The organism is Massilia scottii, assembly GCF_030846495.1.
Lineage (GTDB): Bacteria > Pseudomonadota > Gammaproteobacteria > Burkholderiales > Burkholderiaceae_D > Telluria_A > Telluria_A violaceinigra.
In genome coordinates, this window is record NZ_JAVCWM010000014.1 from 141,012 (window position 1) to 165,679 (window position 24,668).

A 24,668-nucleotide genomic window follows, 5' to 3' on the forward strand; every position below is an offset into this window, starting at 1 on the left:
AGGAACGACATCCCCCAGATGACCGAAAAGATGAGCCGGTGAACCTTACTGCGGTCAAGTAATCCCGGAAACAATAAGGGCGCAGGCCGTTCGACGTGCTCGAGGGATCTTGGTGTGGATCGCCTTCCGTGATACACCTGCAAGTTTCATGATCTTTTCGGAGCTATTTAGGTGCTGACCCGCAACGTCCATAACGGCAAGGCGGGCCAGATTTTCCATACGGATGCGCAAGAGCGCGGCGCAGCGCTGTAGCGCGTGCAGCGTTCAATCAGCGCGCACCTTGCGGTCAGCCATGCATCGCCGGGCGCTCCGGCACGTTCTGGAACTGGCGCGCCACCAGCCTTGCATAATAAGGATGAGATCCAATCAATTCATGATGGTTTCCGGCGCCCGATATTTTTCCTCCCTCCAGAAAGTAAATGCAGTCCGCATGCATGACCGTGGCCAGGCGATGCGCAACGACGATGTTGGTACGCCCTTGCATCAGCGATTCGAGCGCTGTTTTCACCTGGTGCTCGGTTTCGCTGTCCAGGTTCGACGTCGCCTCGTCCAGGATCAGGATGGCCGGGTTGCGCAGGAACATGCGGGCGATGGCGATCCGTTGCCGCTGGCCGCCGGACAGGTTGTTGCCCTGCTCGATCAGCAGCGTGTCCAGTCCCTGCGGCATCTGGTCGATGAACGCCAGCGCACCGGCTTTTTCCGCGGCCGCCAGCACCATCGCGTCGGTATACCGGCCATGCAGGCCGTAGGTGATGTTCTCGCGCACGCTGCCGGGCATGATCGGCGCACCTTGGGCCACATAGCCGATCTTGCTGCGCCAGTCGGCCAGCCCAAGGTGCTCTATCGGCACGCCGCCGTAAAGCAGTTCGCCTTCCGACGGCTGGTAAAAGCGCTCGATCAGCGACAGGATCGTGGTCTTGCCATTGCCGCTGGCCCCCACCAGCGCCGTCGTCGTCCCGGGCCGGAACACCAGATCGAGCCCTTCGAGGACCTTGCGCTCCTGGCCAGGGTAGGCAAACGACACCCCCCTGAACACCAGCGTGCCATCCTCGTCATCGCAGATGGCGCGCGCAGCGCCCTGCTCTTCTTCACGTTCGTCGAGCAGCGCGCTGATACGGCTGGACGCGCCCTTGGCCTTTTGCAGCTCCGCGGCGAAATTGGTCAGCTGGATCAGCGGCGCGGCCACGTTGAAGATGTAGAGGATGAAGGCGGTCAGGGTGCCGATGGTGATCGCCCCGCTGCTCACCCGGCCAGTCCCGTAGACCAGGATGATGATGATCGCCGCCGTCAGCGCAAGGCCGATGACCGGTTCGAGCGCGGCGTTGATTTTCGAGGCCTTCAAGCCAAGGCGCCGCAGTTCCTCGATTTCCTCCCCGCTGCGCGCGCGCTCGCGCCCTTCCGCGGTGAACGCCTTGACCAGGCGGATTTCGGAAAACACGTGGGTCAGGATGCCGCCCAGCTTGGCCGTGCGATCCTGCGTGCTGCGCGCCAGCCCTTCGAGCAGCAAGGCCAGGGGAATGACCACGCAGAAGGCGCCCGCCACGCAGCCGAGCAAGGTCAGGGTCAGGCGCACGTCGAGCATCAGCAGTACGCCGACCGATCCGCCCAGCAGCAGCACGCCGGTGAGCAGGTTCACCGCCTGCTTGGTGGCCAGGTCGGAAATGGCATCGCAGTCGCTCAACACGCGGCTGACACGCTCGCCCGTGCTGTCCTGGTCGAAGGCCGCCACCGGCAGCTTGAGCAGCTTGTCGACCAACATGGCGCGCAGGCTCGCCACCAGCCCATGGCCGACGCGCGCCAGCAGGTAGGCCGACGCCGCCGACGCCAGCGCGGCGCCAACCAGAATCGCGGCCAGCAAGCCGATACTGAGCGGATCGGTCTTGCCTGCCGCCAGTTCGTCCACCACGCGCCGCGCCAGCAGGGGAAAGCACAAGGTGCCGGCGGCCGAGACCAGTGCAATGGCCGCGGCGGCGCCCAGCTGGCCCGCGGACGGCCGGGCGACGCGCAGCAGCCGCCACAAAAGGCCGTACGACGTTGCGGCCCCGCTCACAACATCAGTTCCATCTTGCCGAACAGGACATCGGCCTGCTTGCCCTGCCCGCGCACGGTCTTCTCGACGATGCGCGCCTCCTTGAACTGGGTCGACTCTTCCGAGTACAGGATGCTGGTGATGTGCGTGAGCCAGGGTTCGGCCCCCATGGCGTAGATGAACAGACGCTTCGGATCGAAATATTCCTGCATCTTGAGGGCCTTGGCGGCGTCGCACCCATCGAGCCGGCGCGACTGGTCCTCGCCGCGGGTGAGCATTTTTTGCAGCAGGGGGCCGTACAGCCAGGTCGCCGGCGCGCCGACGCACTCCATGCCGAGGAACAGGCAGTCGATCCGCGGCATCATTTTCTTGAGCGGCTCGTAGAATTCCGGCGCCGGTGGATTCGAATCGGCGAAGAACAGGCACGCCGCGCCCTGCATCTCGATGCCGAAGGCGAGCTTGGTGCGAATATCGAGATCGGCGTGTTCGCCGTAGAATGGCGCGCCGATGATGCGTCCCCCCTCGAACTCCAGCGTTTCGTACTCGCCCAGTTCCACCACGCGCCCGAAACCGCAGCGCAGCAGCATCAGCTTGAGCGAAATATCCTGCAGGTTGCCGCCGCCGGCACGCCCCACCACCACGCAATCGACCTTGCTGCGCAGGCGCAGCAGCGTTTCGAAGACGATGTGATCCTGGTGCGGGTGCGTGATGAGCACATAATCGAGCCGCTCGGGCAGGTCGTCGAACGTGAAATGGTCGATGCGCGACTCGTCCGGGTAGCTGATCAAGGGATCGATCAGGATGCTCACGCCGCCGCACTCCATCAGCACGCAGGCGTGGCCCAGGTAGCGGATGCGCACCGTGTCGGCCGGTCCGCCCCGATGGCCCTCGGCCACGCGGCGCTCGGTGAACATGGTTTCAAGCAGCGGCATGTCGCGCGCCGGGTCATCCACGCGCGGGCGCAGCATTTCCATCAGTTCGGCCGCATCGTGGGCGCCGCCGTGCAGGTGGTTCCACAGCGGGTCGCCGAACGGCAGGCGCAATTCGACCGAGCTGTCGCGGCGCTTGATCTGCGGTGTACTCAGGACGAAAGTGCGCGGCTCGTAGGTCGCTTTTTCGAGCACGCAGGTTTGCAGCGAGGTGTCGTACAGCGGGCTGTCGTAAAACACCGACTCGATGAAACGCGCATTGGGCTGTTTGCACAAATCGTACGACAGCTCGACGCCGTTGCGGATCTGCGGATCGATCTGGGCGTACAGGCCGGGCACGCCCGCGCCCTTTGCCTGGTTTTGCAGCATCTGGTACATCGCGCCGATGGCGTCGGCGCAGCGCAGTTGCGGCGCGCAGCGCTCCAGGGTGCGGTCGCGAAAGCGCGCCATGTCGGCCGGATCGTCCGCGTAATTGATGAACGGGCCGCCGAGCAGCTCCGGAATCAGCGCCGATTCCAGGTGCTGGGCCGGGTCTTCGATGAACGACTCGAGCATGGCCAGGTGCGCGTGCTTGGTGTACAGGCCGAAAGTGAGGGGCGACACCAGATACGGATGCGCGAACCAGGAATTGACCAGGGGGACGCTGCGAACATTCGGTGCGAGGGATTTCAGGGTTTTCATTGGCGTTTCGCTTTGGAAGAAGAGTTGATGAATGGGTTGAGCGGCATGACGTCGGCGTCGACCGCCCATGCGTCGACAACGGCGCCGGCCAGCAGGTCGACGAACGGTTGCTTCAAGATGTTCATGTGATTGCTGCCTTCGAGCGTTTGCACATCGACCCGGTCGGCCAGGCGCTGCCAGCGCGCCAGCTTCTCGGGCGCCGACATGGCCGCCCTGCGCGCCGAGCCGGCCGTCTCGGCCACGTCGGCGTTGACCAGCAGGATCGCGCCCGCATACGGGCCAGCCGGCTCGTAGCTGGTATTGAGGTGGCTGCCGAACACGCGCAGCAAGCCTTGCAGCTTGTCCAGCGGCGTGCGCGGCGGCAGAACCCCGGCCGCGCTCAAGCTCTCCATCAGGTGCGCCAGTTGTCCCGCTTCGTCCAGGCCAGCCAGCCTGGCGCGGTCCACGCCGAGCGCCTGTCCACGGTCCATCTCCAGCAGGTCGATGAACAGCGTCAGGGTTTGCAGGCGGTCCGAATGGCGCACCGGCCCGGGTGGCTCGCAATCGACCAGTACCACCTGCGCCACCGTTTCGCCAGCCTGCACCAGCAGGCGCGCCAGTTCCAGCGCGATCCAGCCGCCGAACGAGTGACCCAGCAGGCGGTATGGCCCACGCCCGGCGTGCGCCCGCACTTCGGGCAGGTAGGCGCGCGCGGCCGCCTCCACGGTGGCATGCGGCACGCAGCTGCCGTCGTGGCCCCGTGCCTGCAAACCGATCACCGGTTCAGCGTCGCCGAGGGCGTGCACCAGCGGCAGGAAAGCGGTGACGTTGGCGCCCGCGCCTGGTACGCAGAACACCGGCGAGTGTCCCTTGCGGCCCGACTGCAGGGTGATGGCCGCCTTGTCGGGCGCCACCGCCTCCAGCCTCGGCAGGGCTTCGGCGTCGGCCAGCACGCGCTTGATGCGCGCCGCCAGCGTTTCGATGTACGGTTCCTCCATGATGGTCTTGTGGTCGCCCCCGATGACGCTCAGGTGCAGGTGGCGGCGCAGCAGCGCGTGCCAGCCGATCGACGGATCGGCGCCTTCGGCCGGTTCGCCCGCGAACAGGTGCACGGAGATCGGCAGCGGCTGCGGAACATAGTTGGCGCAGGCCAGGATCAGCTGCGCGAAGCGCGCCGAGCGCCACGTCAGCTCCTCGGTGGTGAAGGCGGCCGGCAGCCAACCGCGTTCGCGGCAGGTGGCGACGGCCGCATCGATGCTGCCCGATGCCTGCAAGTCGCGCACCCGCATCATGTCCAGGCTCGTGTCGAGGTAACTGGCGTACACCTCCAGGAACACCCAGCGCATCGCCGCTTCGTCCGGCATGGCTTCGGCAGCCTTGTAGCCGGGCCGGCCGCTATCGATCAGGCCGAGGAATTCGACCGATTCGTCTTCGCCCAGCAGCTGGTGCGCCATTTCGTAGGCGATCAGCCCTCCGCCGGACCAGCCGGCGAGTCGGTACGGGCCGTGCGGCTGCACCGTGCGGATCACGTCCAGGTAACGGCGCGCCAGTGTCTCCATCCGCACCGGCCGGTCGGCGTCGGCGCGGCCGGCTTGCACGCCGTAGACCGGCATGTCGTCGCCAAAGTGACGCGACAGCCTTTCGTACGACAGCACCTCGCCCGTGGGCTCGTGCAGGAAGAACAGCGGCCGGCGCACGCCGCCCAGGCGCAGCGGCACCAGATGGTGCGACAGCGACAGCGCCGCCGAACGCTGGATGCGCGCGGCGATATCCTTCAGCATGGGGCTGTCGAAAATGCTGCGCATCTCGATTTGAAGTCCCTGCTGGCGCAGGCGTTCGACCATCTGGATGGTCAGCAGCGAGTGGCCGCCCAGCGCGAAAAAATTATCCTCGCGGCCCACCAGATCGACATCGAGCAGCTCCGCCCAGATGCACGCCAACGCGGTTTCCACCTCGCCCTGCGGCGCGGCGTACTGATTGCGGGCGTAGGCCGCGCCTTCCGGTGCCGGCAAGGCCTGGCGATCGAGCTTGCCGTTGGGCGTGAGCGGCAAGGCATCGAGCACCATGATCGCGGCCGGCACCATGAATTCGGGCAGCGCCTGCGCCAGGGCCGCGCGCATCCGCTGCGCATCGACCTCGCCGGCGCCGGCGACCACGTAGGCCACCAGGCGCTTGTCGCCCGGCCGGTCTTCACGCGCCGCCACGACCGCATCGTGCACGCCATCCTGGCGCCGCAATTGCGCTTCGATCTCGCCAAGTTCGATGCGCAGGCCGCGCAGCTTGACCTGACGGTCATTGCGGCCCAGGTAGTCGAGGGTGCCGTCGGCAGTCCAGCGTCCCAGGTCGCCGCTCTTGTACATACGCGCCCCGTCATGGCCAGCAAATGGATCTGGCACGAAGCGTTCCTGCGTCAGCTGCGGCAAATTCAGGTAGCCGCGCGCCACCCCCACGCCGCCGATATGGATCTCGCCCGCGACACCGGTGGGCACCGGCTGGCCATGGCGGTCCAGCAGGTAGATCGCGGTATTGGCGATCGGCCGCCCGATAGGTGGAGCCCCTGCCGGGCCGCCCGCCACGCACAGCTGGAAGGTGGCCCAGATCGTCGTTTCGGTCGGGCCGTAGGCATTGACGAACACCCTGCCCGCCGCCCAGCGCCCGACCAGCTCCTGGCTGCACGCCTCCCCCGCCACGACCAGGGTGCGCACCCCCGCCAGGCCGGTGCCCGGATCGATTCCGTTCAACACCGCCGGCGTCAGGGTGACGTGGGTGATGCCGTGCGCGGCCAGTGCCTCGGTCAGTACCGGGCCGGCAAGCAGCGCGCCGGGCGCCGGCAGGTGCAGGGCCGCGCCGTGGCACAGCGCCATGACCAGCTCGAACACGCAGGCGTCGAAACTCGGCGAGGCGCATTGCAGCACGCGGCTGGCCGGCTCGATGGCAAGCGTGCGGGCCTGTGCCTGCGCCACATTGCACAAGCCGCGGTGCTCGACCATCACGCCTTTCGGCTGCCCGGTCGATCCCGAGGTGTAGATCACGTATGCCAGGCTGGCCGGGGTCAGGCCGACCGCTGCCGGATCGGGATCGGTGAGCGGCTGGCGCAGCCATGGCTGCGACTCGCCATCGAGGAACAGGACCGGCACCGTGGCCGCCGCCGGCATGCCCGCCACGGTCAGCAAAGCCACCGGCGCGCTGTCGCGCAGCATGTAGTCGAGCCGTTCGCGCGGATAGGCCGGGTCCAAAGGAACGTAGGCCGCGCCAGCCTTGAGCACGGCCAGGATCGCGACGACCAGCTCCACGCCGCGCGGTGCGCAAATGGCGACGCGCTCGTCAGGCTGCACGCCCAGACTGCGCAAATGATGCGCAATCTGGTTGGCGCGCTCGTTGAGCTGCCCGTAGTCCAGGCAGCGGCCCTGGTGCTCCAGCGCCGCTGCCCGTGGCGCGCGCGCCACCTGCCGCTCGAACAGCTGATGGATGCACCGGTCGTCCGGGAACGGCTGCGCGGTGTCGTTCCAGCGCACCAGCACTTGTTCGCGCTCGGCCGCGTCAAGGATGTTGATTCCCCATGCCGGCAGGTGCGGCGCCGTCTCCAGCGCCCCGACCAGTCCTTCCAGCGCCTGCGCCACGTAGCCGCACACGCGCTGCGGATCGACCGGTTCGGCGATCTGCGCACTCAGGCCGAAGCCTTCGCCCAGGTCGTCCACGGACAGGCTGAATGGATAGTTGCTGCGTTCTTCCGCGGCCAGCACCGTGATGCCCTGCGCCCAGGTGCCGGTGACGCTGTCGCTGGCTTGCTGCCCGCTATGGCGATAGTTAAGCAGCGCCGAAAACAATGGTGTGCCGGCCGCCAGTGCGCTGCTGCGCTGCGCCAGGGCGAGCGACGCGTGCTCGTGCTGCATCAGCTGCGCCAGCAGCGCGTGCGTTTCACGGATGCCCTGTTCCACGCTCACCTCACCGAGGCGCACGCGTAGCGGCAGGGTATTGATGAACAGGCCCATGGTGCGTTCGGCACCGGCGCCCGGCTGCATGCGGCCGAACAGCACGGTGCCGAATACCACGTCCTCGCGGCCGGTGGCCTGCGCCAGTACCTGGGCCCAGGCCCAGTGGAACAGGCTGGCCGCGCTGACGCCGAGGCTGCGGGCCTGGCGCCTGATGCGTTCCGACAGCGCTGGCGCGAGCAACTGCTGCGCCTCGTGCACGGTGCTGCCGTCGCCCTGCACGTTGGCCAGGCCAAACGGCGCCGTCGGCTCGTCGACATCGCCCAGCATGGTGCGGAAAAAGGCTTCGTGCTCCTGGCGGCTCACGCCCAGGCGCGCCTGCGCCACGAAATTGCGGAACGGGACAGGCGCCGGCAGCTCGTCGGCGCGTCCGGCCTCGATCATCGCCATTTCCTCGAACAGCAGGTCGAGCGTGGTGTGGTCGGTAACCAGGTGATGCTCGATCAGCAGCAGCACCCAGCGTCCATTGTCCGGATCGGGCGCGGCAAAACCGCGCATCAGCGGCGCCTGACCCAGGTCGATGCGCATGCTGCGCGGATCGGCATGGGCGCGCAGCATGGTGGCCACGTCGCCGTTTGCGAGCGCCGGCGTCTCCAGCACGAACGGCGCTTCGCGCCACACCACCTGCACCGGCTCAGGCAAGCCTTCCCATTGCACGGAGGTGCGCAAGGCGTCGTGGCGTGCAATGACCTGTCCCAGTGCCTGCACGAAGCCGTCGAGCCGCTCGCGCGAATCGAACGCCAGCGTGGCTGCCGACAGATACAGGTCTCCTTCGGCCTGCAGCAGGTGGTGGAACAGGATTCCCTCCTGCAGCGGTGCCAGCGGGTAGATGTCCTGCACGTTGGCGGCGCCGCCGGCGACGGTGGCGGCAACGCGCGCGATCTGTGCGGCGTCGAGCGCGACCAGCGGCAGCATGTCGGGCGTGATCGCAGTGCATCCGGACGGAATGCGGTTTGGTGGAACGACCACCTCGCGCGCCTCCTGCGTGCCGGCGGCGCCTGCCAGACCGGCGACCGTCGGCCGCAGGAACAGGGTACGGATGTCGACCGGCATCTGGCTGCGGCGCATGCGTTCCATCAGTTGCACGGCCAGCAGCGAATGGCCGCCGAGTTCAAAGAAATTGTCGTCGCGGCCAACGCGCTCGACGTGCAGCAGTTCGGCCCAGATCCGCGCGAGTGCGTTTTCCGCCTCTCCCTGCGGTGCGCAATAGGCACGCTGCGCATACGCCGTGCCTTCCGGCGCCGGCAAGGCATTGCGATCGAGCTTGCCGTTCGGCGTGAGCGGCAAGGCATCGAGCGTGACGAAGGCGGCCGGCACCATGTAGTCGGGCAGTGCCTGCGCCAGGGCCGCGCGCAGCGTCCCTGCATCGGCCGCGCCAACGACGTAGGCCACCAGGCGCTTGTCGCCGGGATTATCCTCGCGTGCCAGCACCACGGCCTGGCGCACGCCGCTCTGCCTGGCCAGCTGCGCCTCGATTTCGCCCAGCTCGATGCGAAAGCCCCTCAGTTTCACCTGATGATCGGTGCGCCCGAGGTATTCGAGCGATCCGTCGGCCAGCCAGCGACCCAGGTCGCCGCTCTTGTACATACGCGCCCCGGCGTCAGATGCGAACGGGTCGGGCACGAAGCGCTCCTGCGTCAGCTGCGGCAGGTTCAGGTAACCGCGTGCCACGCCCACGCCGCCGATGTGAATTTCGCCGGCGACGCCAGGGGGCACCGCTTGGCCATGGCGGTCCAGCAGGTAGACCGGCGTGTTGGCCACCGGGCTGCCGATCGAACGCGGATTGGTGCCGGGTTGGCAGGTCAGTATGCTGGCGTTGATGGTTGCTTCAGTCGGACCATACGCATTGACCAGCACCGGACGGTGGCCGGGCCGGGCCCACCATGCGTCGAGCGCGGCGGCGGCCACGCCTTCGCCGCCGATACTGATCTGGCGCAGGGTTGGCGGTAGCGCCACGTGCGGCGCCTGGGCGATCTGCTGCCAGAACATGGTCGGCAGGTTGGCCACGGTCAGCGCATTCGCTTCGGCCAGTTCGCACCAGCGCTGGGCGTCTGCAATCCACGCTGGCGAGCCCAGTACCAGGGTGGCGCCGCTCACCAGGGCGCCGAAGATCTCCTCGACCGACATGTCGAAGCTCGGCGCGGCAAATTGCAGCACGCGGTCGGCGGGACCGAGCGCGTACAGCCGCCCAAGTGCCGTGATCTGGTTGCACAGGCCGCGGTGCTCGATCATCACGCCTTTCGGCGCGCCGGTGGAGCCGGAGGTGTAAATCACATACGCCAGGTGCGACGCAGTCAGGCCGATTGCCGCGAGATCCGGGTTATCGGTCGGCTGGTGAAGCCAGGATGGCGCTTCCAGCTCGCCCTGCGTGAGCAACGCCACCGGCGCGCTGTCGCGCAGCATGTAGTCGATGCGCTCCTGCGGATAGGCCGGGTCGAGCGGCACATACGCGGCGCCGGCTTTCAGGATGCCGAGAATGGCGACCAGCATGTCCAGGCTGCGCGGCGCGCAGATGGCCACGCGCTGGTCCGGCTGCACGCCGAGCTGGCGCAAGTGATGCGCCAGCTGATTGGCACGGGCATTGAGTTCGCTGTAGCTCAGTGCCCTGCCCTCCTGCTCGGCCGCGGTCGCGTGCGGGGTGCGCTCCACCTGCTGTTCGAACAGCTGGTGGATGCAGGCGTTGTCCGGATACGGCTGGCGCACATGCCGCCATGCCGCCTCCAGTTGCCGGCGTTCGCCCGCGTCCAGCAGATCGATGCGGTCGAACGCCTGGCTGTCGTCGCGCACCATGCCTTCCAGGACCGTGCGCAGGCGCGCCAGGTGCCGTTCGATGGTGATGCGGTCGTACAGCGCGGCCGCATATTCCATCGTGCCGACAATGCACTCACCGCTTTCCTGCAGGGTCAGCGACAGGTCGAATGCGGTGCTGCGGTCAAGGCGCTCCGGCAGTTCTTCCAGGCGCAGGTCGCCCAGTTGCACGGCGTCGTGCGGCATGTTCTGCCACGCGAACATCAACTGGAAGATGCTGCTGTAGTTCAGCGCCCGCTCCGGATTGAGAACCTCGACCACCTGCTCGAACGGCACATCCTGGTTGCTTTGCGCTTCCAGCACGCGCTGCTTGGCCTGGGCCAGCAGGTCGGCCACCGTGGGGCTGTCGCTGACATCGAGCCGCAGCGCCACGGTGTTGACGAAGAAGCCGATCATCGGTTCGAGTTCGACCCGGCCGCGATTGGCGACCGGCGAGCCGATGACGACTTCGTCCTGCCCGGCCAGGCGCGCGGCCAGCGCGGCCCATGCCGTCAGCAAGGTCATATACAAGGTGGTGCCATGCTTGCGAGACAATGCCTTCAGGCCCGTGCACAGGGCGGCATCGATGGTGAACGACAGGCTTTGGCCCGTATAGTCCTGCATCGCGGGCCGCGGGCGGTCGCCCGGCAGGGTAATCAAGGCCGGGGCGCCCGCCAGTTGCCGCTTCCAGTAGGCCAGCTGCTCCTGGGCCGGCGCCGCGCCCAGCCAGCCACGCTGCCACAGGGCGTAGTCGGCATATTGCACCGGCAGCGGCGGCAGCGGGTCAAGATCATGCGCCAGCCCATCGGCCGCGTAGGCGCTGTACAAGGCGGTCAGTTCGCGCGCCAGCACACCCATCGACCAGCCGTCCGACACCACATGGTGCACCGTCAGCAGCAGAATGTGTTCCTGCTCGCCCAGGCGCAGCAGGCGGGCACGGATCAGCGGACCTTGGCCCAGGTCGAGCGGGGTACTCGCTTCCACCCGGCTCCAATGATCGACGCCCGCCTGCGGCTGCGCGTCGGTGCTCAGGTCATGGCGCACCAGGGCCAGGCCGGTGCTGGCGGCGATGCGCTGCACCGGGGCGCCGTCGACCAGCTCGAAATGGGTGCGCAGCGCTTCGTGGCGGTGCACGATGCGGTCCAGGGCGCAGCGCAGTGCGCGCTCGTCCAGCCGGCCATGCAGGCGCATGCCGCCGCTGATATGGTAGGCGGCGCTGGCCGCCTCGCCCATCTGGGCGATGAACCACAGGCGCTGCTGCGCGAACGAGACCGGAATGTCAAACGGACGCGGACCGGCCACCAGTGACGGCAAGCCTTGCGCCGGCGCCTTGTGCGCCAGGGTCGCGAACGCATGCAGCACGGGCTGGGCAAACAGGTCCGACAGCGCTACCTCCAGGCCGAGACGCTGGTGCAGGCGCGAGATCATCTGCACCGCCAGCAGCGAATGGCCACCGAGTTCAAAGAAGTGGTCGCGCCGGCCGACCTGCTCCACCCGCAGCAGTTCGCTCCAGAGCGCGGCCAGGGCCGATTCCACCGGGCCTTGCGGCGCCTCGTAGACGCGGGTGCTGAACGCGCCATCCTCCGGCGCCGGCAAGGCGCGCCGATCGAGTTTGCCGTTCGGCGTGAGCGGCAAGGCGTCCAGGCAGACGTAGGCCGCCGGCACCATGTACTCCGGCAGACGGCCGGCCAGGTGCAGGCGCAGCGACTCCGGCGTGCACAATTCCGGTTCCGGCGTGCTGAAGTACGCCACCAGCCGCCGCTGGCCGGGCTGGTCCTCGCGCGCCAGCACCACGCAATCGCGTACGCCGGGGGCGGCCAGCAGCACCGTTTCGATTTCGCCCAGTTCGATGCGGAAGCCCCGCACCTTGACCTGCTTGTCGGCCCGGCCGACGAATTCGATGTTGCCGTCGGCGCGCCGCCGTCCAAGGTCGCCGCTGCGGTACATGCGCGCGCCCGGGGCACCGGCAAACGGATCGGGGATGAAGCGTTCTTCGCTCAATTCGCGGCGGTTCAGGTAGCCGCGCGCAATCCCCGCGCCGCCGATATGGATTTCACCGGCCACGCCCAGCGGCACCGGCGCACCGTGGGCGTCGAGCAGGTAAATACGCTTGTTGCCGATCGGCTGGCCAATCGGCGGGTCGCCCGCCTGCTGTGCATCACAACGGAAAACCGTGGCGCACACCGCGGTTTCGGTCGGACCGTAACCGTTGATCAGGGTGCGGCCGGCAGCCCAGCGCCGCACCAGCGCCTGGCCCGACGCTTCGCCGGCCATGACCAGGGTAGTGATCGAATCCATGCGCGCGCGGTCGGGCAAGGCTGCCAGCACGGCCGGCGGCAGGATAGCGTGGCTGATGCCATGCTTGTCGGCGACGGCGAGCAGGCTGTCGCCGGCCAGCGGCACATCCGACGCCACCATGTACAGGGCGGCACCATGGCACAGCGCCAGGACGACCTCGAAAATGCAGCCGTCGAAACTGAACGAGGCAAATTGCAGGATGCGGCTTGCGGCCGTGACGCCGAAACTGTCGATCTGCGCCTGCGCCAGGTTGCACAGGGCGGAGTGCTCCATCATCACGCCCTTCGGCGTGCCGGTCGAACCGGAGGTGTAGATCACGTAGGCCAGATGCGCGTCGGTCAGGCCCAGCGCGGCCGGATCGGGATTGGTGGCCGGTTTATCCTGCCATGGCGCGGCCGCATCGTCCAGTTCCAGCACGGTGGCGGTGAGCAGCGCGCGGCTGGCCGGCAGCCGTTCCTGCAGGTCGGCGTGGGTCAGCACGACGCGCGGGCGGCTGTCGTCGAGCATGAAGGCCAGGCGCTCGGCGGGGTAGCCTGGGTCGAGCGGCACGTAGGCGGCGCCGGCCTTGAGCGTGGCCAGCAAGGCGACGATCATGTCGGCCCCGCGCGGCAGCGCAATGGCGACCCGCATGTCCGGCCGCAGGCCCAACTTGATCAGGTGATGCGCGAGCTGGTTGGCGCGCGCATTGAGTTCGGTGTAGCTGAGCGGTGCGCTGCCGTCCACCACCAGCGCGGCTGCGTCGGGCGTACTGGCCGCGTGCAGCTCGAACAGTTGATGGATGCAGCGGCCGGCGTCGGTCGCTGCAAAGGTATCGTTCCAGCCGTCGAGCAGTTGGCGGCGCTCGTCGGCAGGCAGGATTTCCAGCTCGCGGCTGGTGGTGGCCGACGCATTGTCGAGCGCATCGGCCAGATGGTCGAGCGCCGTGTGCATGTAGCGGCACACGCGCATCGGGTCGATCGGACGCTGGGCGTTGGCCGTGAGCGAAAATGCTTCGCCATGGTCGTCCACCTTGAGCACCAGCGGGAAGTTACTCAATTCCTCACCGTGCAGGACTTCCATGCCTTCCCATACTTGCTGGGCCGGCGGGCTGTGACGGTAGTTGAAGCCGGCCGAGAACAGCGGCACCGAGGCCGCCATGCCGCTGCAGCGCTGGGCCAGCGACAGTGGGGCGTGCTCGTGATGCAGCAGTTGCGCCAGGCGTTCATGGGTATCGCGCACGGCCGCTTCGACCGGGGTGCCGTCCAGGCGAATGCGCACCGGCAGCGTGTTCATGAACAGGCCCAGGACCCGGTCGGCACCGCTGCCGCCATGCATGCGGCCGAACAGCGCGGTGCCGAAGACGACATCATCACGTCCGCTGGTGCGCGCCAGTACCTGCGCCCACGCGAGGTGGAACAGGCTGGTGGCACTGACGCCAAGGCGGCGCGCGTGCTGGCGCAGGCGCAGGGCCAGCGCCGGGTCGAGCGGCAGGCGCGCCTCGTCGACGTTGGAGCCGTCGCCCTGCATGTCCAGCAGGCCGAATGGCGCGGTCGGTTCGTCGACGTCGCCCAGCATCTGGCGGAAGAACTGCTCGTGCTCCTGCACGCTCACGCCAAGGCGGGCCTGCGCCACGAAATTGCGGAACGGGGCCGGCAGCGGCAATTCCTGCGCGCGGCCGGCCTGGATCAGCGCCATTTCCTCGAACAGCACGTCGAGCGTGGTGTGGTCGGTCACCACGTGGTGCAGCAGCAGTTGCAGCAGCCAGCAGCCGGACTTGTCGTCGAAAGCGGCAAAGCCGTGCATCAGCGGCGCGCGCCGCAGGTCGATGCGGAAGTGGCGCGGGTCGGCGTGGGCGCGCAGCTCGGCCGGCGTGTCGAGGCCGGGCAGGGTCGGTGTTTCGACGTTGAACGTCGCTTCGCGCCAGACCACCTGCACCGGCTCGGGCAAGCCTTCCCACAGCAACGCGGTGCGCAGCGCATCGTGACGCATGAGCACCTGCTGCAGCGCGCCTGTAAAGGCGTCGAGCCGCTCGCGCGAGTCGAACGACAAGGTGGCCGACAGCAGGTAGGCGTCGCCCTTGTTCTGCAACAGGTGATGGAACAGGATGCCTTCCTGCAGGGGCGCGAGCGGATAGATGTCCTGCACATTGGCGGCGCCTCCGGGGACGGTGGCGACGATGCGCGCGATCTGTTCGGCGTCCAATTCCACCAGCGGCAGCATGGCCGGCGTGATCGTGCTGCAGCCGTCCGGGATGCCGTTGGGCGGCACCACCACGTCACGCCGGCCGGCTTGCCCGGCCTGGTCCACCGCCTGTGCCAGCGCGGCCAGGGTCGGTTGCGAGAACAGGGTGCGGATGTCGGCGAACAGCTCCTGGCGGCGCATGCGCTCCATCAGCTGCACGGCCAGCAGCGAGTGGCCGCCCAGTTCGAAGAAGTGGTCGTTGCGCCCTACCCGCTCCACTTGCAGCAGGGTGGCCCAGATGGCGGCCAGCGCGGTTTCGGTCGGGCCTTGCGGCGCCTCCCAGGTGCGCCGCGCATACGCCGAGCCTTCCGGCGCCGGCAGTGCCTTGCGATCGAGCTTGCCGTTCGCGCTCAGGGGCAAGGCGTCGAGCACGACGCAGGCGGCGGGAACCATGTACTCGGGCAGCTCGCGCGCCAGCGCCGCGCGCACCGACTGCGTGTCGACCTGGCCAACCAGATAGGCGACCAGGCGCTTGTCGCCCGGACTGTCCTCGCGTGCCAGTACCACGGCTTCGCGCACGCCCTCCTGGCGCATGAGGTGCGCTTCGATTTCGCCAAGTTCGATGCGCAGGCCGCGGATCTTGACCTGATGATCGTTCCGGCCGAGGAATTCGACGCTGCCGTCGGCCAGCCAGCGGCCCAGGTCACCAGTCTTGTACATGCGCGCGCCCGGCTTGCCGGCGAACGGATCGGCCACGAAGCGCTGGCGCGTCAGTTCGTCGCGGTTCTGGTACCCGCGCGCCACCTGCACGCCGCCAATGTGGATTTCGCCAGGCACGCCAACCGGGGCCGGCTGGCCGTATCGATCGAGCAGGTAGATGGCGGTGTTGGCAAGCGGGCGGCCGAGCGGGATATTGTCAGGCAAATCAACGCCGGCGCAGTGCCAGGCGGTGACGTCGACGGCAGCTTCGGTCGGGCCGTACAGGTTGTACAGCTGCGCGTCCGGCGCGCATTGCCGGAAGCGCCGTGCCAGTGCGCCGGGCAAGGCTTCGCCGCTGCACATGACCCGTTTCAGGCCGGTGCAGCGCTCGGCCGCGCCGCCATCGACGAACGCCTGGAGCATCGACGGCACGAAGTGCACGGTGGTGATGCCGTGCCGTTCGATGGTATCGGCCAGGTAGGCAGGATCCTTATGTCCGTCCGGGCGTGCCATCACCAGGCGCGCACCATTCATCAGCGGCCAGAAGAACTCCCATACCGACACGTCGAAGCTGAACGGCGTCTTTTGCAACACCGCGTCACCCGCGTCCAGGCGGTAGGCGTCCTGCATCCACAGCAGGCGGTTGACCACGCCCAGATGCTCGTTCATTACGCCCTTGGGCTGGCCCGTGGAGCCGGAGGTGTAGATCACGTACGCCAGGTTCGATGGGCTCAGGCCCAGTGCGGCGGCGTCGGGATTTTTACCCGGGAGCGCCTGCCATGGCGGATTGGCGGCGTCGAGCCGCAGCACGGGCAGGTCCGACGGTACGATGAGGCGGCGCGCCAGACTGGCCTGGGTCAGCAGGACCAGCGGAGCGCTGTCTTCGAGCATGAAGGCGAGGCGTTCTTCCGGATAGGCCGGGTCGAGCGGCACGTAGGCGCCGCCGGCCTTGAGCACGGCCAGCAGGCCCGCCACCATTGCGGCGCCGCGCTCAAGGCACAGCGCGACGCGCTGGTCCGGCCCCACGCCGAGCATGCGCAGATAGACGGCCAGGCGGTTGGCCTGCCCGTTCAATTCGCCGTAGGTCAGGCGCGTGTCGTCGACCTCCAGCGCGACTGCGAGCGGGTTACTCCGCACCTGCGCTTCGATCAGTTCGTGGATGCACAGGTCCTGGCGATAGTCGCGTGCGGTGTCGTTCCAGCCGCGCAGGACCTGCTCGCGCTCGGCCGCGTCGAGCAAGCCGGCGAACAGATGCGCGCCGTCCGGCTCGCGCGCCATCGTCACCAGGGCCGCCTGGTAGGCCGAGGCGATGCGTGCCCCCTGGCGCGCCGATAGCCGCGCCGGGTCGCGTTGCAGCGACAAGGTCAGCTTGTTGCCTTCCTGGGCCGCGTTGAAGGTCAACGCGTGGTTGGTGGCTTCAAACGCCTGGCCTTCCAGGAATTGAAGCGACTCCACATTGCGCAAGCCGTCGTAGACATAGAAATTAACGAAGTTGAAGGCCGACTCGAACAGCGCGCGGCGCCCGTTTTCCTGCATGATGCGGGCGTACGGATAGGCGCGGTACGGCATCACCGCCAGTTCCGACTTGAAGGTGGCAACGATCAGGTCTTTCCAGCTGCCTGGTTCGATCGCCTGGCGCAGGGGCAGCGTGTTCAGGTACAGGCCAAGCACCTTGTCGCCATCCTGTTCGGCTGGACGCGAATGCGAGACCATCCCTGTCAAGACGTCGCTCTCGCCCGAGAACAGCGCCATCACGCGCACGTGCGCAGCCAGCAGCAGCGTACGCAAAGGCACGTGCAGCTCGCGCGCCAGGACGTCCAGCTGCGCCGTCACGCCTTCCGGCAGCGCGACGGCGGCTGTGCGCGACGCATCGATGTCGTTGTCCGCATCGCGCGGCGGCAGGCTGGCAACCGTGTGGCCAGCCAGGTAGTTGGTCCAGAACGCGGTGGCGGACGACGACGCGAGGATAGCCTGTTCGGCGGCGACGGCCTGCCTGAAGCTGCACGCAAGCGCCGGGGCGTCGATGCGCTCGCCCGCCCGCAAGGCCTGGTATGACTGGAACAGTTCGGTGACGAACGATGCCACGCTCCAGCCGTCCAGGATCGCATGGTGGAAGCTGAGCGTGAGCTGGAAGCTGTCGTGGCCCCGTTGATGGATGAAGATCCGGAACATCGGCGCTTCGCCCGGCGCAAAGCCGTTGCCGCGCTCCTGGCGCAGAAAATCGCTGATCAGGTGTTCCTGCCGCGCCGCGTCGAACGCGCTGATGTCGCTGATGTCGGCGGCGATGCGCGCGCCCCTGTGCACCAGTTGCAGTGCGACGCTGAAGGTGCGCAGGTCGAACGAGGTACGCAGGACCGGGTGGCGCGCCACGACCGTGTCCAGCGCCTGTTGAAACACCTCGGCATTCCAGCCCTCGATGCGCAGGTGATGGCTGAAGACATCGTGATACACGCTGCCGTCGGCCGACATCTGGTTATGGAATACCATGCCCAGTTGCAGGCAGGTCAGTTCGTAGGCGTCTTCGACGTCGCCCGGCAGCAGCGCGGCGTCGGCGGGCAAGAGCGTCATCGCGCTGGCGGCGGGCGCGGTGGCGGCGGCGTCGGGCTGGGCGCGCGCCAGTGCGGCGGCGACACCGGCCACCGTCAGGTGACTGAAAATGTGCTCGATCGCGAGCGCAAGCCCTCGCTCGCGCGCTTTCGAAACGATTGAAATGGTGCGCATCGAGTCGCCGCCCAGGGCGAAAAAGTTATCGTGCACGCCGACCCGGTCGATCCCCAGCACGTCGGCCCAGATCGACGCGATGCATTCTTCGGCAGGGTTGCGCGGCGCGCAGTAACCTGCGTCGCTGCGCGCCACATCCGGCGCCGGAAGCGCTGCATGGTCAAGTTTTCCGTGCACGGTCAGCGGCAGGCTGTCCAGGCACACGATGTAGGCCGGTACCATATAGTCCGGCAGCACCTGCGCCAGCTCTTCGCGGATCGCCATGCCGTCGCCGTGCGCCGATCCGTCGCGCGGAACGACGTAGGCGGCCAGGCGCTTTTCGCCCTGGGTGTCGTCGATGGCCAGCACCACCGCCTCGCGCACGGCGGGCAGGTGCAGCAGGCGCGCCTCGATTTCGCCCAGCTCGATGCGAAAGCCTCGCACCTTGACCTGGGCATCGTTACGGCCCATGAATTCGATCGATCCGTCGCGCAGGCGCCGGCCAAGGTCGCCGGTGCGGTACAGGCGTTCCCCGCCGCCGGGCTGGAACGGGTCGTCGATGAAGCGTTCGGCGGTAAGCTCTAGCCGGTTCAGGTAGCCGCGCGCCACGCCGGCGCCGCCGACATGCATTTCGCCGACCACGCCGATTGGCGCGGGGCGGCCGTGGGTATCGAGGATGTGCACGGCCAGGTCGGGAATCGGCATGCCGATCGGGCTGCCGCCGCCCTGCGCGTCCGCCGGGGTAAGCTCGCGGTAAGTCACGTGCACGGTCGTTTCGGTGATGCCGTACATATTGATCAGGCGCGTGCGTTCGCCATTGCGGGCGTACCACGGCTTGAGCATGGCCGGTTGCAGCGCCTCGCCGCCGAAGACGACGCAGCGCAGGCTGTGGGCGGCATCGCTCGCCCCCTGGCTGGCGATGAAGCGGCGGAAGGCGCCGGGCGTCTGGTTCAGAACCGTCACGCCCTCAGCGCACACCAGCCGGTAAAAGTCGTCCGGCGAGCGCGCGGTGGCCTGCGGCACCACGACCACGCGCCCGCCATGGAGCAAGGCGCCCCACATCTCCCATACGGAAAAGTCGAAGGCGTAGGAGTGGAACATGGTCCAGACATCGTTCGGGCCGAAGCCGAACCAGTGGGCGGTAGCGGCAAACAGGCGCCCGACGTTGGCGTGTTCCACCATCACGCCTTTCGGCAGACCGGTCGAACCCGAAGTGTAGATGATGTAGGCCATGTGGTGCGGCCGCAGCCCGACGGCATCCGCGCGCGGGTTGGTCGTGGCGTTGTGCGCCCAGGCAGGCTGGCTTTGCGAGAGGTCGAGCACCGGCACGGCGTGCTCCACTGCCTGCAGCGTGCCCTCGTGGGTAATGAGCACCTTCGGCGCGCTGTCGTGCAGCATGTGCGCCAGGCGCGCGGCTGGATAGGCCGGGTCGAGCGGCACATACGCGGCGCCGGCCTTGAGCACTGCCAGGATGGCGACCAGCATGGTGTGGTCGCGCTGCACGCAGATGGCGACCCGGTCGTCCGGCCGCACCCCCAGAGTGCGCAGGTGATGCGCGAGCTGGTTGGCCAGCGCGTTCAGGTCACGGTAACTCAGGTCCGTGTCGCCATGGCGCACGGCGATGGCGTCCGGCGTGCGCTCGACCTGCTGTTCGAACTGTTCGTGAATGCAGAATGGCTGCGCGAAGCTGCGCACGGCATCGCTCCACGGCGCCGCGCCGTTTACAGCAGCGACAGGGGTGCGTTCGCCCTTTTCGAGCGCGCCCGCCAGCGCTTCCAGTTCGCGCAATACGTCGTCGCAGATCTGGCGCGCTTCGACCGGCAATGCCACCTGTACGGTCAGCAGGAAGTCCTGGCCCAGGTCATCGACCGACAGGCCGAATGGATAGTTGGTGCGCTCCTGGGAGGACAGCACCTCGATGCCTTCGTCCCAGCCGCCGTCAGTCTGTTCGTCGCGGCCGGCGCTGTGGCGGAAGTTCAGCAGCGCCGAGAACAGCGGTTTGCCGGCCGGCAGAGCGCTGCAGCGCTGTGTCAGCGACAGTGGCGCGTGCTCGTGGCGCACCAGTTGCAGCAAGGTGTCGTGAATGGCGCACAGTTCTTCCTGCGCGCTGGCCGCGCCCAGGCGCACCCGCAGCGGCAAGGTATTGATGAACAGGCCCATGGCGCGGTCGGCGCCGGCGCCGCCCTGCATGCGGCCGAACAGCACGGTGCCGAAGATGACATCGTCAACCCCGCTCCCCTGGGCGACGACCCTGGCCCAGGCCCAGTGAAACAGGCTGGCCGCACTGACGCCGGCGGCCCGCGCCTGGCGGCGGATGCGCTGCGACAGCACTGGCGTCAGGCGGCGCTGGACTTCCTCCACGTTGCTGCCATCGCCCTTGACGTCGGCCAGGCCGTAGGGCACGGTGGCTTCGTCGACGTCGCCCAGCATCTGGCGGAAGAACGCTTCGTGCTCCTGCGCCCTGCCCTCCAGGCGCGCCTGGGCCACGAAATTGCGGAACGGGACCGGCTCGGGCAGTTCGTCGGCCCGGCCGCCCTGGATCGCTGCGATCTCCTGGAACATCACGTCCAGGGTCGTGTGGTCGAGGATCATATGGTGCAGCAGCAGTTGCAGCAGCCAGCGCCCGCTCTTGTCGTCGAACGCGCTGAAGCCGTGCAGCAGCGGCGCCGTGCGCACGTCCAGGCGCACGTGGCGCGGATCGGCCAGGGAGCACAGTTGGGCGACCGTGTCGCCCGCCGGCAGTGCCGGGGTGTCGACCGTAAAGCGCGCCTGGCGCCAGACTACTTGCACCGGTTCGCTCAAGCCTTCCCACAGGATGGCGCTACGAAGCACGTCATGGCGGTCGATCACCTGCTGCAGCGCCGCGACAAAACCATCCATGCGCGCGCGCGAGTCGAAGGCCAGGGTGGCCGACGACAGGTAGGGGTCCCCCTCGGCCTGCAGCAGATGGTGGAACAGGATGCCTTCCTGAAGCGGTGCGACCGGATAGATATCCTGGATGGCTTGCATCCCGCCCGGCACGGTGCCGGCGATGCGCGCGATCTGACGCTCGTCCAGCGTCACCAGCGGCAGCATGGCAGGGGTAATCTCGGCGCAGCCGGCCGGAATGGCATTGGGCGGCACGGCCACTTCGCCGCCGCCGGTGCCGGCGGCCAGGTCCGCCGCCTGCGCCAGCGCGGCCAGCGTCGGTTGCGAGAACAGGGTGCGGATGTCGGCGCCCAGATGCACGCGGCGCATGCGTTCCATCAGCTGCACGGCCAGCAGCGAGTGGCCACCGAGTTCGAAGAAGTGGTCGTGGCGGCCGACTTGATCGAGTTGAAGCAGCTCGGCCCAGATGGCGGCCAGCGCCGTTTCGGTGGCGCCTTGCGGCGCCTCGTACGAACGCTGGGCGTAGGCCGAGCCTTCGGGCGCCGGCAGCGCCTTGCGGTCCAGCTTTCCATTGGCGGTGAGCGGCATGGCACCGAGCACGACGCAGGCGGCCGGCACCATGTAGTCCGGCAGTTCGCGCGCCAGGGCCTCGCGCACGGCGCCGGTGTCGACGTCGCCGACCAGGTAGGCGACCAGGCGCTGGTCGCCGGGACTGTCCTCGCGCGCCAGCACGACCGCTTCGCGCACGCCGTTCTGGCGGCTCAGATGCGCTTCGATCTCGCCCAGCTCGATGCGCAGGCCACGGATCTTGACCTGGTGATCGTTTCGGCCCAAGAATTCGATGGTGCCGTCGGCCAGCCAGCGCGCCAGGTCGCCGCTCTTGTACATGCGGGCATCCGCGAGCTGCGAAAAGGGATCCGGAAGGAAGCGTTCCTGCGTCAATTGCGGCTGGTTCAGGTAGCCGCGCGCCACGCTGGCGCCGCCGATGTGGATTTCGCCCGCCACGCCCACCGGGACCGGCTGTCCGTACCGATCGAGCAGATAGATGCTGGTGTTGGCAATCGGACGGCCGATGTGGACCACGGCGTCGCCGGCACACATGCGTCCCGATGTCGCCACCACCGTCGATTCGGTCGGTCCGTAGTTGTTGACAAGGTCGAACCCAAGGCCGGCCGCAGGCAGTTTGCCCAGGCGGTCGCCGCCGACCAGCAGGGTCCTGAGCGGCTTTTTCGCGCCGGCTTCGCGCTGGAAGGCGATGTCGGCAAGCGCCGTCACCAGGAAGCTGCTGTGCAGCTCCTGCTTCTCCCACCAGTCCAGCAGTGCCACCGGATCGCCCGCGGCGTCGGCCGGCGCCAGGGCCAGCGCCGCGCCCATGCACAGCGGCGGCCAGACTTCCCAGGTGCAGGCGTCAAAGGCGATCCCCGCGGTGCTCGATGCGCGTTCGCCCGCGATCAGCGGAAAGGCGTCGGCGTGCCAGCCGACCAGGTTGGCCAGGTTGCGGTGTTCGACCATCACGCCCTTCGGCTTGCCGGTCGATCCGGAGGTGTAGATCACATACGCCAGGTGCGATGGCGAAAGGCCGGTGGACGCGCGTTCGGGATTGCTGGCCGGCTGGTTGCTCCACGGCGCGAGCGGGGCATCGAGTTCCAGCACCGCGGCCGTCATCAGGGCGCGGCAGGCCGGCAGGCGCTCCTGCACCGACGCTTGCGTAAGCACCACCTTCGGACGGCTGTCGTCGAGCATGAAGGCAAGGCGGTCGGACGGGTATTGCGGGTCGAGCGGCACGTAGGCGCCGCCGGCCTTCAGGGTGGCGAGCATTGCCAGCACCAGTGGCGTACCGCGTTCGAGCGCGATGGCCACGCGCGTATCTGGCCGTACGCCGAGCGAGACCAGATGGTGCGCCAACTGGTTGGCACGCTCGTTGAGGGCCTGGTAGGTGAGCGACGCGCCGTCCGCTTCCAGGGCGGTCGCACCTGGCGCCTGCGCGGCCCGGCGCTCGAACAGTTCATGGGCAAAGGCGTCGCCATAATCGCGCCGGGTATCGTTCCAGTCCACCAGCACCTGGCGCCGTTCGGCCTGGCCGAGGATGGCGATCGACCCCACCGGCTGGCTGTCGTCACGGACCATGCCTTCGAGCAGGGCCTTGAAGTACGCGGCGTGACGTTCCATCGTGGCGCGCTCGAACAGCGCGGTGGCAAAGCCCAGGCGGCCCATGATGCGTGCGCCCGCTTCCTGCATGTCCAGCGCGAGGTCGAATTTGGCACTGTGATGGTCGAATTCGAGTTCGCGCAACTTGATCTGGCCAAGCTCCAGCGCTTCGCGCGGCGTGTTCTGCCAGGCGAACATCAATTGAAATATCGGGCTGTGCGCGAGTGTACGCTGCGGATTGACCGCTTCGACCACCTGCTCGAACGGTACATCCTGGTGGCTTTGCGCCTGAAGCACGCATTCGCGCACCTGGGCCAGCAAGTCGCTCACGCTCGGATTGGCGCTCACGTCGATGCGCAGCGACAGCGTATTGACAAAAAAGCCGATCAGCGGTTCCAGCTCGACCCGGGTGCGGTTGGCAACCGGCGAGCCGATGACCACCTCGTCCTGGCCGGCCAGGCGCGCGCACAGGGCGCTCCATGCCGCCAGCAAGGTCATATACAAGGTGGTACCGTGTTTGTGCGATAGCGCTTTGAGCCCGGCGCTCAGATTCGCATCGAGCTCGAAGCCGATGCTCTGGCCAGTGTAGTCCTGCACCGCGGGGCGCGGCCGATCGGTCGGCAGCGTGAGCAGTTCGGGTGCGCCGGCCAGTTGCCCGCGCCAGTAGGCCAGTTGCTGCTTCTGCACGGCGCCATCGAGCCACTGGCGCTGCCACAGGGTGTAGTCGGCATACTGCACGGACAGCGGCGGCAGCGGGTCGTCCCAATGAGCGACGCCTTCGTCGGCGTAGGCACGATACAGCTCGCCCAGTTCGCGCATCAACACGCCCATCGACCAGCCGTCGGAGACGATGTGGTGCAAGGTAAGCAGCAGGATGTGTTCCCGCTCGCCGAGGCGCAGCAGGCGGGCGCGGATCAGCGGCGCGCGTCCCAGGTCGAACGGTTCGGCCGCTTCGTGGCGGCTCCAGTGAGCGATGGCCGCCTGGCGCGCATGCGGGTCGTCCGCGCTGATGTCGTGCCGCACCATGGCGAAGCGTCCGTGCGGCTCGATGCATTGCTGCGCGCGGCCATCGACCAGCGCGAAGCGCGTGCGCAGCGCTTCGTGGCGCTGCACGATGCGGTCCAGTGCCGCATCGAGCGCGTCTTCGTCGAGGTGCCCGTCGAGCGCCAGGGCACCCGGAATATGGTAAGCCACGCTGGCTTCCTGTCCCATCTGGGCGATGAACCACAGGCGCTGCTGGGCAAACGACAGCGGCCAGGAGCCGCCAGGCGTTGCGCGCACGTCGATCGGCTCGCGCTGGGTGGAACCCTTGCGCTGGAGTTTGGCGGCCCGCGCGCGGGCCAGCAAAGCTTCCCTCTCGGATGGATCCAGGTTTTCCAATGATGCGTTAGTCATTTT

The 24,668-nt window shown here is 67.9% G+C and carries 3 protein-coding genes; all 3 read right to left on the minus strand.

Annotated elements, in window-relative coordinates:
- Window positions 1–286: 286 nt before the first annotated feature.
- From RBA41_RS20310 to RBA41_RS20320, 3 genes are read right to left on the minus strand one after another with little or no spacing between them, the layout of a single operon-like run.
- Window positions 287–2,050 carry an ABC transporter ATP-binding protein gene (locus RBA41_RS20310; RefSeq protein ID WP_306626073.1) on the minus strand — a complete coding sequence of 588 codons (1,764 nt, stop codon included), beginning with the start codon at window positions 2,048–2,050 and terminating at the stop codon, window positions 287–289.
- On the minus strand, window positions 2,047–3,639 hold the full coding sequence (locus RBA41_RS20315; RefSeq protein WP_306626074.1) for an MBL fold metallo-hydrolase: 1,593 nt from the start codon (window positions 3,637–3,639) through the stop codon (window positions 2,047–2,049). The genes RBA41_RS20310 and RBA41_RS20315 overlap by 4 nt, the downstream gene beginning before the upstream one ends.
- Window positions 3,636–24,665 (minus strand): non-ribosomal peptide synthase/polyketide synthase, encoded by a 21,030-nt coding sequence (locus RBA41_RS20320; protein WP_306626075.1) that lies wholly within the window; start codon window positions 24,663–24,665, stop codon window positions 3,636–3,638. Before RBA41_RS20320 ends, RBA41_RS20315 begins: the two co-directional genes overlap by 4 nt.
- Between the last annotated feature and the right edge of the window lie 3 nt (window positions 24,666–24,668).